The organism is Chryseolinea soli (genome assembly GCF_003589925.1).
Lineage (GTDB): Bacteria > Bacteroidota > Bacteroidia > Cytophagales > Cyclobacteriaceae > Chryseolinea > Chryseolinea soli.
This window is the reverse complement of the sequence record NZ_CP032382.1, coordinates 7,252,268-7,267,466: the sequence shown is the minus strand read 5'-3', so window position 1 is coordinate 7,267,466 and position 15,199 is coordinate 7,252,268. Positions and strand designations below refer to the sequence as shown.

General features: G+C 52.8%; 12 protein-coding genes. 6 read left to right on the top strand and 6 right to left on the bottom strand.

Going from position 1 to position 15,199, the window contains the following annotated elements:
- Positions 1–473: 473 nt before the first annotated feature.
- Entirely contained in the window at positions 474–1,286 is an 813-nt protein-coding gene (locus D4L85_RS30095) for a class I SAM-dependent methyltransferase (RefSeq protein WP_119757834.1), read from the top strand.
- Positions 1,287–1,488: 202 nt separating this feature from the next.
- Here the strand turns inward: D4L85_RS30095 and D4L85_RS30090 are convergent, their stop codons facing one another.
- From D4L85_RS30090 to D4L85_RS30080, 3 genes are all read right to left on the bottom strand, one after another.
- Entirely contained in the window at positions 1,489–1,680 is a 192-nt protein-coding gene (locus D4L85_RS30090; RefSeq protein WP_119757833.1) for a cold-shock protein, read from the bottom strand.
- A gap of 225 nt (positions 1,681–1,905) precedes the next feature.
- Positions 1,906–2,772, bottom strand: a complete 867-nt coding sequence (locus tag D4L85_RS30085; protein ID WP_119757832.1) for a sigma-70 family RNA polymerase sigma factor — start codon at positions 2,770–2,772, stop codon at positions 1,906–1,908.
- Between the two features lie 209 nt (positions 2,773–2,981).
- Positions 2,982–4,100, bottom strand: coding sequence for a fatty acid desaturase family protein (locus D4L85_RS30080; protein ID WP_228450675.1), 1,119 nt, complete (start codon positions 4,098–4,100; stop codon positions 2,982–2,984).
- 582 nt (positions 4,101–4,682) lie between these two features.
- Between D4L85_RS30080 and D4L85_RS30075 the strand changes: the two genes are divergently transcribed.
- The 3 genes from D4L85_RS30075 to D4L85_RS30065 all read left to right on the top strand — a co-directional run bounded on the left by D4L85_RS30075 (position 4,683) and on the right by D4L85_RS30065 (position 9,569).
- A complete protein-coding gene (locus tag D4L85_RS30075; protein ID WP_119757830.1) occupies positions 4,683–7,124 on the top strand; it encodes a glutaminase family protein in 2,442 nt (813 codons plus the stop codon).
- A gap of 87 nt (positions 7,125–7,211) precedes the next feature.
- Positions 7,212–8,357 carry a glycoside hydrolase family 172 protein gene (locus tag D4L85_RS30070; RefSeq protein ID WP_119757829.1) on the top strand — a complete coding sequence of 382 codons (1,146 nt, stop codon included), beginning with the start codon at positions 7,212–7,214 and terminating at the stop codon, positions 8,355–8,357.
- 75 nt (positions 8,358–8,432) lie between these two features.
- A complete protein-coding gene (locus tag D4L85_RS30065) occupies positions 8,433–9,569 on the top strand; it encodes a glycoside hydrolase family 2 TIM barrel-domain containing protein (protein ID WP_119757828.1) in 1,137 nt (378 codons plus the stop codon).
- Between the two features lie 105 nt (positions 9,570–9,674).
- Here the strand turns inward: D4L85_RS30065 and D4L85_RS30060 are convergent, their stop codons facing one another.
- The 3 genes from D4L85_RS30060 to galK are packed head-to-tail and all read right to left on the bottom strand — an operon-like array spanning position 9,675 to position 13,150.
- Entirely contained in the window at positions 9,675–10,856 is a 1,182-nt protein-coding gene (locus D4L85_RS30060; RefSeq protein WP_119757827.1) for an aldose epimerase family protein, read from the bottom strand.
- A 15-nt stretch (positions 10,857–10,871) separates the two neighbouring features.
- Positions 10,872–11,918 carry a UDP-glucose--hexose-1-phosphate uridylyltransferase gene (locus tag D4L85_RS30055; RefSeq protein ID WP_119757826.1) on the bottom strand — a complete coding sequence of 349 codons (1,047 nt, stop codon included), beginning with the start codon at positions 11,916–11,918 and terminating at the stop codon, positions 10,872–10,874.
- 8 nt (positions 11,919–11,926) lie between these two features.
- Positions 11,927–13,150, bottom strand: a complete 1,224-nt coding sequence (galK, locus tag D4L85_RS30050; protein WP_119757825.1) for a galactokinase — start codon at positions 13,148–13,150, stop codon at positions 11,927–11,929.
- A gap of 281 nt (positions 13,151–13,431) precedes the next feature.
- Between galK and D4L85_RS30045 the strand changes: the two genes are divergently transcribed.
- Positions 13,432–14,457, top strand: a complete 1,026-nt coding sequence (locus D4L85_RS30045) for a LacI family DNA-binding transcriptional regulator (protein WP_119757824.1) — start codon at positions 13,432–13,434, stop codon at positions 14,455–14,457.
- 75 nt (positions 14,458–14,532) lie between these two features.
- On the top strand, positions 14,533–14,988 hold the full coding sequence (gene msrB, locus D4L85_RS30040; RefSeq protein WP_119757823.1) for a peptide-methionine (R)-S-oxide reductase MsrB: 456 nt from the start codon (positions 14,533–14,535) through the stop codon (positions 14,986–14,988).
- Positions 14,989–15,199 lie beyond the last annotated feature (211 nt).

Sequence of the window (15,199 nt, the reverse complement as noted above, 5' to 3'; positions counted from 1 at the left end):
CTATTTTAGAAGATCGATTAAAAAAACATGAAATTTTTTTAGGTCGATGGGCATTTCATTCTACACGAGTATCGGAATCCAAGTGACGATTCGATTGAATATGAAACCGTGTTCAATAATTTCTCAAACATAGCCTTGTTTCCCACGGTCCGACGTCGGTGCCCGATAGGAATTGTCATGAAATAACACCATCTTGTTGAGATCGTCATCGTATGACGATCCGATCGTGTTCCTCTCCCCATGATCACTTTCTCACGAAATGTAAGCGCCGCCTTAAAAAGCGTCATGGAGCCGCGCCGTCATCACACGATCAACTTGCGTTGAGCCAATCCTGGATAGAAAGAACACAGAGCCATCTCGTCCACCATTTCCCTCACCGTACTTAGCAGAAAGGCCTGAATAGCTTCACCATGCCCATGCATGCGAAGGCTATGTATCGATACACTTTTTTAAAACTATAACCTAACACCTAAATGATCAATCGCATAATTCGCATGCTCAAGGGCTATGCATGGTTCAAGCGCTTAAATGCACGCATCACCTACGAAGCGCTGGCCAAATACATTCCCGCTTCCGACTGGCATTTCATGAACTACGGCTACGTTCCCAAGGACTGCGAGCATTGCATCGATGTTCATGCCACCACCCGCCAGCGCTATTCCATGCAGATGTATCACTACCTGGCTTCGAAAACGAATATAGAGGGCAAACAATTGCTGGAAGTCGGCAGCGGCCGGGGAGGAGGAGCTGAATACATTGTGCGTTCGCTGAAGCCCGCTTTCTACACCGGCATGGACATCGCCGGCAGCGCCGTGACCCTCGCCAACAAGATCCACGTCGCACCCAATCTGAAGTTCATCCAGGGCAGCGCCGAAGCCATTCCACTCGTCGACAATTCGATCGACGTGGTCATCAACGTAGAGTCCTGCCACGGCTACGGCTGTGTGCCGACGTTTTTATCGGAAGTAAAGCGCGTGCTAAAGCCGGGTGGCTATTTGTTGCTGGTCGATTTTAGAAACTCCGTCGAAAACATGAAGATCTTCAAGGACCAGCTTCAAACCACGGGCATGGAGTGTGTGGAAGAAGAAAACATCAGCGCGAACGTGATCAGCGCCATCGAGGCCGAAGACGAAACCAAAAAGGAAATGATCCGCAAGTTGATCCCGGCGAAGTGGCAAAAGCTCTTCGGGGAATTTGCGGGCATCGTTGGGTCTCCCTTCCATACCACGCTTAAAGATGGCGTGCGCCAATATTATCGGTTTGTGCTGCGGAAAGCGGCTGCCTGAAATACATTTCACCGCCTTCGCTAAAGCTTCGGCGAGCAAGAAAGGCGCAAAGTCGACACCAAGAGGAACGCTGTCTTTCCCTTGCGTTGACTTTGCCGCTCTTTGTGTCTCTGCGGTTCAAAACGATTTCTGGGATGCGTCAAAAAAAATAGACCGCCCTTGTGAGGCGATCTATCCTTTAAATACTATATAAAACTTTCGTTTAGTTCAATACGGTAACGTTCACGGCATTCATGCCTTTCTTACCTCTTTCTTCATCATATTGAACCTGATCGTTTTCACGGATCTCATCAACGAGGCCTGATACGTGTACAAAAATGTCTTCACTTGAATCTGAGGGCGTAATGAATCCAAAACCTTTGGTTTCATTAAAAAATTTCACTGTTCCTTGCATTGTTATTTATTGTATTAATTGTTTTTCGAACATACGGGTAAGATAAAGCCAACTTTAAATGACCCGGCAGTATTCTATAGCTTTGTTTGGAGAAACTTGACTAGGAATGTTTAATTAAGGAAGGTGGATGCAACAGAATCTGAAGAGCAGGAACTTGCTGAAAGGCACTATTTCTTAAATGCACGGCAAGCTACACCAATAGATCCACATTACCTAGACATTCCGTTATCCCAAGTACGATTTCAATGTTTTGCTTCTCGCGGCATTTTTCAGCCGACGGGTAGCTTTCTCTTTGATCTGGCGTACACGCTCACGCGTCAGGTTAAACTTCTCGCCGATTTCCTCGAGGGTCATGGCTTCTGTGCTGTTCAAACCAAAGTACATTCCCAACACTTCCGATTCGCGCGCAGGCAACGTTGAAAGCGCCCGCTGAACTTCTTCGATAAGTGAATCGGAGAGCAGCCCGGCATCCGGCCGCGCTTCGTTGGTGTCGCTCAACACATCGAGCAGACTGTTGTTGTCTTCTCCTTGCGCAAAGGGTGCGTCCATCGACACATGACGGCCTGCGACTTTCAGATTATCCTGCACATCCTGTGCGGAAACACCGATCACTTCGGCCATTTCCTCCGGCAGGGGTTCGCGTTGAAATTTCTGTTCGAGGTCCGAAAAGGTCTTCGATATTTTATTCAAAGAACTCACCCGGTTCAAGGGAAGGCGCACAATGCGCGACTGCTCGGCCAAGGCCTGCATGATCGACTGACGGATCCACCAAACCGCGTAGGAAATAAACTTGAATCCACGCGTTTCATCAAACCGTTTTGCCGCTTTGATCAGCCCTAAATTACCTTCATTGATCAGGTCGCCCAGCGTGAGGCCCGAGTTCTGATATTGCTTTGCAACCGAAACCACAAAGCGGAGATTGGCTTTCGTCAATTTCTCCATCGCCACCTGGTCACCTTCGCGGATGCGCTTGGCAAGTTCAACTTCAACCTCAGCACTGATCAATTCAACCTTTCCAATTTCTTGTAAATACTTGTCCAGGGACTGGCTTTCCCGGTTGGTAATCTGCTTGCTGATCTTTAGTTGTCTCATGTGTATGGATTAGTGAATAATAAAAAACTAGTTGTTTCGAGTCAACGCGTGACTTCAAAAGGGCCACAAATGCAATTGGATTATCTAAAATGGAAAGGGGGAGAAGATAATGCAGTCGTAATTTCGTGCAAGGTAGTCATTTAAATGGACATACCCGCATGAGCAGTGTCTTTAGGGGGCGCCCTGAAATAACGCGATTCCCGTCATTTTCAAGCCCTGCCCAGTCGCCACAGGTAGTGCAGGTGCGAGACCAGCGCCTTCCAAAGCGACGTGTGTTCATTGTAGACGATCCCGGCCTCCCGGCACGCATCGCGCACCAGACGGCTGATGGCCGGGTAGTGAATATGACTGACTCTGGGGAATAAATGATGTTCTATCTGAAAATTCAGCCCTCCCAGCAACCAATGCAGCGATTTGCTGGACGTGCCAAAGTTCGATGTGGACTCCACCTGGTGAATGGCCCACTCCTGGGTAGCGTCACCGCGATCGCCTTTTGCAGAGTGAAAATGCGTTCCACCCACCACGTGCGCCAATTGGAACACCACGCTGATCACGAGCCCACAAATGATCGTGATCACCAGGAACCCCAGGAGCCACGACAGCCAACCCACCATCACGATCGGGATAAACACGTAGACGCCGAGATAAATGACCTTCGTGAACCAGAAAACAACATGTTCTCTCACCGCTAAAGCTTTCTTCTCCCCGTTCACAGAGACCTTGCCACTGAAATACTTGACAAAGTCCTCATAAAAGATCCACGCCAGGTACGAAATGCCATACAATACCACCCAATAGATGTGTTGAAAACGATGATACCCGCGAAGCGGCTGGTCCACATGAAGCCGCATAAAAGGCTTCACGTCGATATCCGAATCCATTCCCTCCACATTGGTGTAGGTATGATGGTTGATGTTGTGTTTGATTTTCCAGTAATACGAGATCCCACCCAGCACATTCAGAAAATAGGCCGAAACACTGTTCATTCGCGCATTCGAAGAGAACGCCTGGTGCCCACCCTCATGCATCACATTGAAACCGATCAACGCCAGGTTAATACCCAACGCGACACAAAGCAACAACGCGAGCGGCACGACCGGAGTAAAGAAAACCAGAACGACGTACAGAATCGTTGCAGAGAGTATCTGCAAGGCGCTTTTCACATACAATTTCCCATTGCCGGCAGGATGAAGTTTTGACTCCGTAAAGTAATCGTCGACTTTTTCCTTCAGTAATTTATAAAACGTACCATTGCCACCTTTAAAGGCGTATTTCAACGTAAGAGATCCCATTAAGGAGACAACGACGCAAATGCAAACTACGTTCATGGTTTCCGATATATACTTTTTCACTGCGTTCGAGTGCTCTCCCATGACAACACATCCGGTTGAAGTTCAAAGATCGGTGCACTTGTGATTTCAAGATGATTCATTTTAGGCGGCCCCCTGCGGGTCGGGCTTTCCGCTCCAAGTCCGCCCAATCCCTTTGTCGCTCCACTCCAAGAACCCGATTGACCATTTGTTGGTGTCCCACGAACAAATCACACGCCCTTTCCCCACCGCACTCCGGGCTTTCCACTCCAATCCCTGGCCGGGCCGATTCAAGCGTTCCCCATGACAAACGCCAAACCCACACCGAAAACGTTGCAACGACAACGCTACACGCTATTTGATGTGACGTTACCCTGCTAAAATGACCAAACCGATTTCAGTATTAACCCGGATGTGGTAAAACGTTTCGATTTTTAATTTCACAGCTCCGCTGAAATCATTCGCCGACAGCTCCCCTAAAAACAGGATATTCACTCACCGGCATCGTTTTTTTACCCGATTAAAGTCCAAACCCCTTGAACTTCTCCCAAAAAATTTCAGATTGCTAGCGGTTTACAGTAAACCCTAAAACCCTCTATAATGCGCTTTATATCTGTCTTTGTTTTCGTGGCCCTCGCCACAACCCTTCAGGCCCAGGTAAACAAGGCCCCAGCCTATCCGTTGGTGACCCACAATCCCTACTTCAGCCTGTGGTCGTTCACCGACCGCGTCAACGAAAGCCCTACCCGGCATTGGACGGGCAAGCCGCAGCCGTTGCTGGGGTTGATCAAGGTGGATGGAAAGATGTATAACTTCCTCGGCCAACCCGAATACCCGCTGCAAGACGTGCTGCCCACCGGCGAAACCAAGCCTTACGATTGCCGCTACACCGAACAAAAACCCGCCGACGGCTGGATGGATCCCAAGTTCGACGATGCCGCCTGGACTGTCGGCAAGGCTCCCTTCGGCACACCCGAAGCCAACCCGGCCACCGTCTGGTCCTCGCCCGAGATCTGGGTGCGGCGCACCTTCGACTTTAAAGAAAGCACATCGTTCGAAAAGCTCCTCCTCCAACTCCGTCATGACGACGATGTGGAGGTGTACCTGAACGGCGAGAAAGTATACAGCTGCGAAAATTGTTGGATCGGCGACTACACAACCTATCCCGTGTCCGATGCCGTGAAGAGCAAGCTCGTTAAAGGCAAAAATGTGTTGGCCATGCATTGCATTAACCCAAGAGGAAATGGCTGGATCGACGCCGGCCTGGCCAAACAAACGTCGCCAAAAGAATTGACCCCGGCCACACAGACGGCAGTGTGGGTCACCGCCACGCAAACCAAATACACGTTTCAATGCGGCCCGGTGGCACTGGACCTCACCTTCCTAAGCCCGCTCTTAATGAGCGACCTCGACCTGCTGTCGCGTCCCGTCTCCTACATCAACGTGAGCGTGCGCTCTACCGACAACAAGCAACACGCTGTGCAACTGAACATCAGCGCGTCCTCAAACCTCGCCGTGAACTCGTGGCGCCAGCCGGTGGTGGCCGAGCGCAAAGGGGAGGGAGGCTTTCAATGGTTGAAGGCCGGCACCGTCGAGCAGCCGGTCCTGAAACGGAAGGGCGACGACGTGCGCATCGATTGGGGCTATGCCTATGCCGTGGCCTCCGATAATGAAAAACCGTGGCAAACCATCTCCACGATAGACGAGTTGCTCAAAGGATTTTCATCCACCAAGCCTTCACCCGGCAAACCCTCTGTCACCGGCACATCGCTGTGGCTGAACACATACTTTGATGTGGGCACCATCAGCAGCACCGCCGTTGACAAGACCGTGCTGCTGGCCTACGACGATGGCGAGGCCATCCAATACTTCAACCAAAACCTGAAAGCGTGGTGGAGCAAAGACGGAGCCACGATCCAACAAGTCGTGAGCAAGGCCTGGAAAGATTTTCGGTCCATCCAGTCGGCCTGCAAAACATTTGACGAAAAACTTTATGCCGACGCCTTGCGCGCCGGCGGCGAACAATATGCCAGGCTGTGTGTCATCGCCTACCGCCAGGCCATTGCGGCGCATCAGTTGGTGAAGAGCCCGCAGGGCGACATTCTTTTTCTGTCGAAGGAAAACTTTAGCAACGGGTCGATCAACACGGTAGACGTCACCTATCCCTCGGCGCCGTTGTTCCTGGTCTACAATCCCGATTTGTTGAAGGGAATGCTCAACGGCATTTTCTATTACAGTGAGTCCGGAAAATGGGCCAAGCCTTTCGCGGCCCACGACCTCGGCACCTACCCGTTGGCCAATGGCCAAACCTATGGCGAAGACATGCCCGTGGAAGAGTCGGGCAACATGATCATTCTCACGGCGGCCATCGCCAAAGCCGAAGGCAACGCGTCCTATGCACGCAAGCATTGGACCACCCTAACCCAATGGGTGCAGTTCCTGGAGAAAGACGGCTTCGATCCCGGCAACCAATTGTGCACCGACGATTTTGCGGGCCACCTGGCGCGCAACGCCAACCTGTCGGTGAAAGCCATCGTGGGCATCGGCGCCTATGCGCAGTTGGCCGCAGCACTCGGCGAAACCGCGACCGCCACCAAATACAAGGCTCTGGCAAAAGAGCTGGCCACGAAATGGATGCCCCTCGCCGCCGATGGCGACCACTATACGCTGGCCTTTGGCCAGCCGGGAACCTGGAGCCAGAAATACAACCTGGTGTGGGACAAACTGCTGGGCCTGGAACTGTTCCCCAAAGAAGTCTACGCCACGGAAGTGAAATATTATCTCACCAAACAAAATGCCTTCGGCCTGCCGCTCGACAGCCGCAAGACCTACACCAAATCGGACTGGATCTTGTGGACGGCCACCCTGGCGGATAACCGGAAAGATTTCGAGGCGCTGGTAAAACCCATCTACACCTTTGCCACCGAAACCCCCACGCGGGTGCCGCTGAGCGACTGGCACGAGACCTTGGATGGACGACAAGTCGGGTTCCAGGCCCGTAGCGTGGTGGGTGGATATTTTATAAAATTGCTGGACAAGTAGGCAAGAAGATCTGCGAAGCCCCGGGGTACATAACAGGCGAAATGCCTGGAATAATTATCTTAGGGAAAACCAGAACGACTTATGCTTATGAAAAAAATTACCAGCCTTATGGCGCTGTCCTTCCTGGCCGCGTCCGTCATGGCGCAGTCCTCTAATTTCAATGGGCTCGAGATGAACCTGGGCAATCTCTCGCGCTTGTCCAATGCAAAAACGCGTTCCATCAGCACCGAGAATCCCACGGGCGAACCGGGCAAAGGTGGCACCGCCACATTGGAGCAGGGGAGTGCCCGCAATGCGGCGCGCGATCTGGGACAGGGATGGAAGGTGAATCCTTTCGTGGTGATCGAGCCGGGCCAGACCTACACCATGGCGGAGATCACCGGCTCGGGCGCCATACAACACATCTGGATCACGCCCACGGGCAACTGGCGTTACTCCATTCTTCGCTTTTATTGGGACGATGAAAAAGAGCCCTCCATCGAAGTGCCCGTCGGCGATTTCTTTGGCATGGGATGGGGTGAGTATGCCCACCTGAATTCGCAGGCCGTCACGGTCAACCCCGGCAGCGCATTCAATTGCTATTGGTCGATGCCCTTCCGCAAAAAATGCAAGATCACCATGGAGAACATCGCTGCCGAGAAGATGACGCTGTACTATCAGGTGGACTACACGCTCACCGACGTGCCGGCAGACGCCGCCTATCTTCATGCCCAATTCCGTCGCAGCAATCCCACCAAGGGCTCGCTCTTCACGCTCATTGACGGTGTGAAAGGCAAGGGACACTATGTGGGCACCTACCTCGCCTGGGGCGTGAACAACAATGGCTGGTGGGGCGAAGGCGAGATCAAATTCTTCATGGACGGCGACACGAAATTTCCCACCATCGCCGGCACCGGCACGGAAGATTATTTCTGCGGCTCCTATAATTTCGAAAACCGGAAGACGCACCAATACCAGGAATTCTCCACGGCCTACACCGGGCTTCACCAGGTCATCCGCCCCGACGGGGTCTACACCTCACAGCAACGTTTTGGTTTGTATCGCTGGCACATCATGGATCCCATCCGGTTTGAAAAAGATTTGAAGGTGACCATCCAAGACCTGGGCTGGCGCAGCGAAGGACGCTACTTGCCACAACAGTCCGACATCAGCGCGGTGGTCTACTGGTATCAAACCGAACCCCATGCACCCTTTCCAAAGCTGCCGGCGAAGAACGATCTGGAAGTCAATTGATCGACAACGAGCATCCTAAATCAATTTTATATCGCATTTTATCAACATCGTAATTTATTAACGTATCATTTTAACATGAAGCATATCTTTAAAACCATTCCCTTCCTCGCATTTTGTTTTGCATTAACCCTGTTGTCGTGCGCGAAAAAAGAAAAGCCGGCCGACACCGCGACAGTAGCTGACACCGTGAAGACCGTGCGCGAGGTGTGGACGAAAGAACAAGCCAACGCCTGGTATACCCAATGGGGCTGGCTGCGCGGCAGCGACTTCATACCCAGCACGGCCATCAACCAATTGGAAATGTGGCAGGCCGAATCGTTCGACACGGCCACGATCAACCGCGAGTTGGGATGGGCGGAGTCCATCGGCATGAACTCGATGCGCGTCTACCTGCACCACCTGGCGTGGGAAGTGGATCCCGCAGGTTTTAAGGACCGCATGAACACCTACCTCACCATCGCCGACAAACATCACATCTCCACGTTGTTTGTGTTCCTCGACGACTGCTGGAATCCCGAATACCAATCCGGCAAACAACCCGAACCCAAAACCGGCATTCACAATTCCGGCTGGGTCCGCGACCCCGGCCCGCGCATCTTCGCCGACACCACACACACCACATTTGACTCCACACAACTGGCCACACTTGAGAAGTACACCAAAGACGTGCTCACGCATTTCAAAGATGACAAGCGCATCGTGCTGTGGGATCTGTATAACGAACCGGGCAACAGCAACAACAAAAATAAATCGCTGCCCCTACTAGAAAAGATGTTTCAATGGGGACGTGAAGTAAATCCTTCGCAGCCTTTGTCGTCTGGCGTGTGGGCTGGCGATTTGGTTGACCTGAATAAATATCAGCTGGCCAACTCCGACGTGATCACCTATCACAACTATGACGTGCCCGAAGAGCATAAAAAACTGATCGACAGTCTGAAGGCCTATGGACGCCCTTTGATTTGCACGGAGTATATGGCGCGTACGCGGGGCAGCTTATTCAGCAACGTCATGCCTATGCTGAAAGCGGAAAATATTGGAGCGTATAACTGGGGATTTGTTTCCGGAAAGACCAACACGATCTATGCGTGGAGTGCGCCGATGCCAAAAGGAGGCGAGCCTAAATTGTGGTTTCATGATATTTTCAGGAAGGACGGCAAGCCGTATAAGAAGGATGAAGTGGCTTTGATAAAGTCTTTGACGGGGAAGAATTGATTATTACACTCGTGGGCTCGTGCAGAGCCCAGGTGAGCCTCTCCTTGAATGAAAAGAAGCTGCCCTTTCGAGGCAGCTTCTTTTTTTATGACTTGATGAGTCCTTTTATTTTGTCGAGAACTTGAAGACGGTCTGAGAAGTATACGTTTCACCCGGGTTCAACACCGTGGTGGGGAACTGAGGTTGATTTGGCGAATCCGGAAAGTGTTCCGTTTCCAGGCAGAGGCCATAACGCTTGGCATAGACGGTGTTGTGTTTGCCGGTGATCGAGCCGTCCAGGAAATTTCCAGTATAGAATTGAACCCCGGGCTCGGTGGTGAACGCTTCCAGGAAGCGGCCACTGGCGGAGTCGTAGACTGTGGCGGCGGGAGTGAGGCCGGATCCGGTTTTGTCGAGCACCCAGCAGTGGTCGTAGCCACCGCCCATTTTGATCTGGGGATCTTTGTCGTCGTTAATGCGCTCGCCCACTTTGTGGGGTGTCAGAAAATCGAAGGGCGTGCCTTTCACATCTTGTAACTTTCCGGTGGGGATGAGGCCTTTGTCTACGGGAACAAATTTGGAAGCGGCCAGCGTGAGCGTGTGGCCCAGGATGTCGGTTTTGGTGTTGCCCGATAAATTGAAGTAGGTGTGTTGGGTCAGATTCAACACTGTTTTCTTGTCGGTGGTGGCCTTGTAGTCGATCTTCAGTTCGTTGGCGTTGGTGAGCGTGTAGTTCACTTCCACCTGCAGGTTGCCGGGGTAGCCCTCTTCCATATCCTTGGCGAGGTAGGTGAGCTTAAGTGCAGCACCGTCGGCCGTGGAGGAAGGGGTAGCGGTCCACACGACCTTGTCGAACCCTTTCAGTCCACCGTGAAGGGCGTTGGGGCCGTTGTTAACGGCCAGGCTATAAGTTTTGCCATCGAGGGTGAATTTTCCTTTGGCGATGCGGTTGCCGTAGCGGCCCACCAGTGCGCCAAAAAAAGGAGAGGCTTTCAGATAGCCCTGAAGGGAATCATAACCAAGCACGATGTCTTCAAACGTGCCGTTCTTGTCGGCGGTTTTCAGGGTGGTGATCAGGCCGCCGTAGTTGGTCACGGTCATTTCCGTGCCTTGGGTGTTCTTCAACGTGTACAAGGTCACGGCGGTGCCGTCGGGCAGCGTGCCATAGGGGGCCTCGCTAACGGTGGGACCATGGGCTGCCGAGTCGACCGCTTGGGTTTCGGCGGGTTGGTCCGTTTTGGGTTTGCACGAATTCGTCATAAGCATTATGGCAAGGCCTACAGGCAAATAAAGCAGGTATTTTCTCATAGCAAAGGGCTGGGGTTAGTATTTTCCTTTTTTATAGTGAACCTCCGAAAGCGAACGCAGGCGTTCGGCGCTGGATTCCGGCGTAATATCGCGCTGCGGATTGGCCAACATCTCATACCCCACCATAAATTTCTTCACCGTAGCCGACCGCAACAACGGCGGATAAAACACCATATGCCAATGCCACTCCGGGTGTGCTTTCCCGTCTGTTGGCGCCTGGTGAATGCCCGCCGAGTAGGGGAAAGATACGGAGAAAAGATTATCGTAGCGCGTGGTCAGGCGCTTATAGGCGTCGGCAAATGCGTTGGTTTCGGCCGGCGTCATTTCCGTGATGGCGGCCATGGCGCGTTTGGGAACGATCATGGTCTCGAATGGCCAGGTGGCCCAGAACGGCACGAGCGCCACAAAATGGTCGTTTTCAAAAACGATGCGTTGCGCGGCGCGCTGCTCCTGCTGCAGGTAGTCGCTCAACAGGGTCCGGCCGTGCTGTTCAAAATAAGCCGCCTGGTGCTGCTGCTTTTTCGAGGGCTCCACCGGCACCGAGGCCTGACTCCAGATCTGCCCGTGCGGGTGTGGGTTGGAGCATCCCATCACGGTCCCTTTGTTCTCGAAGATCTGCACATGGTTCACAAAAGGTTTGCTGCCCAGCGTCGCATATTCGTCTTGCCACAGCCGCACCACGGCCGCGATGTGGTCCACTTCCATTTCGGGAATGGTGAGGTCGTGCCGCGGCGAAAAGCAGATCACCCGGCAAATTCCTTTTTCGGTTTTTGCCTGGAACAAGCCATCGTCGATCGTGCCCTCCGGGACGTCTTCCACGATGGCGCTAAAGTCGTTGGTGAACGCAAACGGGCCGGTATAGGTCGGGTTGTGTTCGCCGTTGGAGCGCTTGTTGCCGGGACACAGGTAGCACGTGGGGTCATAGGGCGGGATGCTTTCGCCCTCGGTCTTTTCCTGCTGTCCCTGCCAGGGGCGTTTGGAGCGGTGTGGCGACACCTGCACCCATTCGCCCGTCAACGGATTGTATCTGCGATGAGAATGTTCTGAAACATCAAAAGCCATACGGAAAGTTAAAGTAAGGAAGGTTTGGCAATGGCGGGAATAACGCTGGTGCCGTCTTTCAAGGCCACCACGTAGGCATGCATGTCGCGGTGAATATTCTTGCGATAGGCGCTGCTGAGCGTTTCGATAAATTCATTGACGCGGCTCTTTTGCACGAGGTTGATCGTGCAGCCACCAAATCCGCCACCCATCATGCGGGCCCCGATCACACCGCCAAATTTTTTGGCCTCATCCACCAGGAAATCCAGCTCGAGACAGCTCACTTCATAAAGGCGCGAAAGTCCGTCGTGGGTTTCATACATGCGCTGGCCGAAGGAAGCCAGGTTGCCCTTGGCCAGGTCGTCTGCGGCGAGCAGCACACGTTGGTTTTCGGCGACCACATAGGTGCAGCGGTCATATTCTTTTGGGGAAAATTCTTCGCGGTGGGCCTCGATCATCTCCAGGGTAACATCGCGCAGGCTTTGGATGGTCGGGTAGTGGGCCTTCAGGATCGACACGCCTTTTTCGCACTCGGCGCGTCGCGTGTTATAGGCCGAGTTGGCCAGCGAGTGCTTCACCATCGTATCGCAAAGCACGATGGCATAGTCTTTCAGATTGAGGGGAAAATATTCGTAGGTCAGCGAACGGCAGTCCAGCACAAAAGCCTTCCCGGCGGCGCCCATCATGCTGGAGAACTGGTCCATGATGCCACACTTCACGCCGACGTAGTTGTGCTCCGACCATTGCGCGATGTGAATGAGATCGAGCTTGGGGATCCCAAATCCGTGCAGGTGATCCAGTGCAAAAGCAAACCCACACTCCAACGCGGCCGACGACGACAACCCTGCTCCTGTTGGAACATTGCCGTCGATGATGGCATGAATGGGCTTCACGTCATAGCCCTTGTCCACAAACTGTCGCACCACCCCCAGCAGGTAGTTGGCCCAGGCGGGAAACGTCACTTTTTCGGGATGTTGCACATCAAACTCCAGGGTTTCGTCGTGCTTCACGGAGTAGAGCGTGGACCGGGAGTCGGCCGAGGCACCAATGGCCACCAGGATGTCGCGGTCGATGGCGGCGGGCATCACAAAGCCCTCGTTGTAGTCGGTGTGTTCGCCAATGAAATTGATGCGGCCCGGGGAGCGTACCAGCAGTGGTTCGGTTTTATAGCGTTCTAGAAACTTGTTCCGGATCTCGGAAGGTTGGAATTCGGGGAGGGATCCTTTTTGCGTCAACACGTTTGGCTGATTCATGATCGGTTAGCGATTAAAAAATGGTTTAGGGAGATAGAGGCGTGGCTGGGGAAAAGGGCCCGCAGCCAGCGGCCTTCTATCAGTGCCAAATTAAAATTTAACCCAAACTATTAACTTAGCGATGCTAAATACGGTCACTTCCGCGAGATAAACAGCCCGATGAACACTGCTTTCTTGAAAAAACGATTCCGGCAACGTTATCATTTGTATACCTTTGAGCACCGCCGCCGGCGCCCTCCCCACTTTGATCAAAACACCGGCGACATACCGGGCACCCGCAGATGAAAAACACCCAAGCGACCATCCGTGACATTGCCATTAAGCTGAACATTTCCATCTCCACGGTGTCGAGGGCCTTGCGCGGTGCACCCGACGTGAATCCCGAAACCAAAAAGGCCGTGTTGGAGATGGCCGAAAGACTTCACTACGAACCCAACCGCGTGGCGCAAAGCCTGCGCATCAAGCGCACCAACACCCTGGGCATCATCGTCCCCGAGATCGCGCTGCATTTCTTCTCCTCGGCCATCAGCGGCATGCAGGAAGAGGCGTCGCACCATGGCTATAGCATCATGATCTGTCAGTCGTTGGAATCCTACGAAACCGAAAAGCAGAACGTCCACATGCTGGCGGCCAACCGCGTAGACGGTTTGTTCATTTCCATGTCGAGCGAAACCAAGGACTATGCGCACATTCAGCAACTGCTGAACAAAAACATTCCCGTGGTCCTGTTCGATCGCGTAACCGATAGCCTGCAGGTGGCCAAGGTGGTGGTCGACGATCACGACGGCGCCTTCAAGGCCGTGGAGCACCTCATCAAGACCGGCTGCCGCCGCATCGCCTACATTGGCGGCCCGCTCACCTTCTACATCAGCAACCAGCGCAAACGGGGCTACCTCGATGCGCTGAAACAATACAACATCGCCCCCGATGAAGAACTGATCGTGCATTGTGACGAGCTGCACCACGAGCCGGTAGAGCGGGTGAAGCGCTTGCTCCAGTTGCCTCCCGACAAACGACCCGACGCGTTGTTTTGTTTAAACGATCCCATTGCCCTGCTCGTCCTGCAAATGTTGAAAGAGCAGTCGATCCGCGTGCCGGACGATATTTCCGTGGTGGGTTTTACGAACGAACCCGTATCGGGATTTATCGAACCCTCGCTGACCACCGTGTCACAGCCCTCGCATGAGATAGGGAAGAAGGCCATCGAGCTTTTCATACAGCAAAACCAGGATCAGGATAATTTTATTCCCGCCACCGAGGTGATGAAGACGACCCTGGTGGTGAGGAACTCTACGCGAAAAATTTAAAAAAACAGAGCCAGAAAAGGAGAGAGGAGCGTCCCACACGTTGAACATTCTATTTATTTTATTTGTTGAAAAAGCATGAACTGGAAAGAAGTATTAACCCTCGCAAAGAACGGGAACCTCGTTCCCGACAGAAGAGTGGAGCGAACCGACGAAGAATGGCGCGAGCTCCTCAGCCCCGAAGAATTTCAAATCCTTCGCAAAAAAGGAACAGAACGCGCCTTCACGGGCGAGTACTGCGAGATTCACGAGCCTGGCCTCTATGCCTGCCGCGCCTGTGGCACCCCGCTATTCGACTCACGCCAGAAATTTGAATCCGGCACCGGCTGGCCCAGCTTCAATGTGCCCGTGAAAGAAAATGCGATTCAATATAAAAGCGATACCAGCTACGGCATGGTCCGCGTGGAGGTGATGTGCAACGTTTGCGATGGACATTTGGGACACGTTTTTCCGGATGGACCGGCACCATCGGGGTTGCGGTATTGCATTAACTCGGCGTCTATACGGTTGGTGGAGGAGAAGGAGAAAGTCTGAGATCAGAGCCAGAATCCAGCAGCCAGGAGTTGAAATTCAGCGTTCAGGCGTCAAAGTTCCTTTAGAAATTCCGGAGCAGGTGCATGACGGGATAGTTAATTTTGGACCAGATTCAAGGTCCTTGAACATCAATCAAGTTAAATATTTTAGGTAAGGGTAAAATGCAAACTTTTCATCTTCCCGACACGTTGGGCTTTATTCGATTGTTTTG

Excerpts from the sequence above, each read along its gene's own strand:
- D4L85_RS30095 (WP_119757834.1), top strand. The coding sequence starts at position 474 with ATGATCAATCGCATAATTCGCATGCTCAAGGGCTATGCATGGTTCAAG.
- D4L85_RS30090 (WP_119757833.1), bottom strand. The coding sequence starts at position 1,680 with ATGCAAGGAACAGTGAAATTTTTTAATGAAACCAAAGGTTTTGGATTC.
- D4L85_RS30085 (WP_119757832.1), bottom strand. The coding sequence starts at position 2,772 with ATGAGACAACTAAAGATCAGCAAGCAGATTACCAACCGGGAAAGCCAG.
- D4L85_RS30080 (WP_228450675.1), bottom strand. The coding sequence starts at position 4,100 with ATGAACGTAGTTTGCATTTGCGTCGTTGTCTCCTTAATGGGATCTCTT.
- D4L85_RS30075 (WP_119757830.1), top strand. The coding sequence starts at position 4,683 with ATGCGCTTTATATCTGTCTTTGTTTTCGTGGCCCTCGCCACAACCCTT.
- D4L85_RS30070 (WP_119757829.1), top strand. The coding sequence starts at position 7,212 with ATGAAAAAAATTACCAGCCTTATGGCGCTGTCCTTCCTGGCCGCGTCC.
- D4L85_RS30065 (WP_119757828.1), top strand. The coding sequence starts at position 8,433 with ATGAAGCATATCTTTAAAACCATTCCCTTCCTCGCATTTTGTTTTGCA.
- D4L85_RS30060 (WP_119757827.1), bottom strand. The coding sequence starts at position 10,856 with ATGAGAAAATACCTGCTTTATTTGCCTGTAGGCCTTGCCATAATGCTT.
- D4L85_RS30055 (WP_119757826.1), bottom strand. The coding sequence starts at position 11,918 with ATGGCTTTTGATGTTTCAGAACATTCTCATCGCAGATACAATCCGTTG.
- galK (WP_119757825.1), bottom strand. The coding sequence starts at position 13,150 with ATGAATCAGCCAAACGTGTTGACGCAAAAAGGATCCCTCCCCGAATTC.
- D4L85_RS30045 (WP_119757824.1), top strand. The coding sequence starts at position 13,432 with ATGAAAAACACCCAAGCGACCATCCGTGACATTGCCATTAAGCTGAAC.
- msrB (WP_119757823.1), top strand. The coding sequence starts at position 14,533 with ATGAACTGGAAAGAAGTATTAACCCTCGCAAAGAACGGGAACCTCGTT.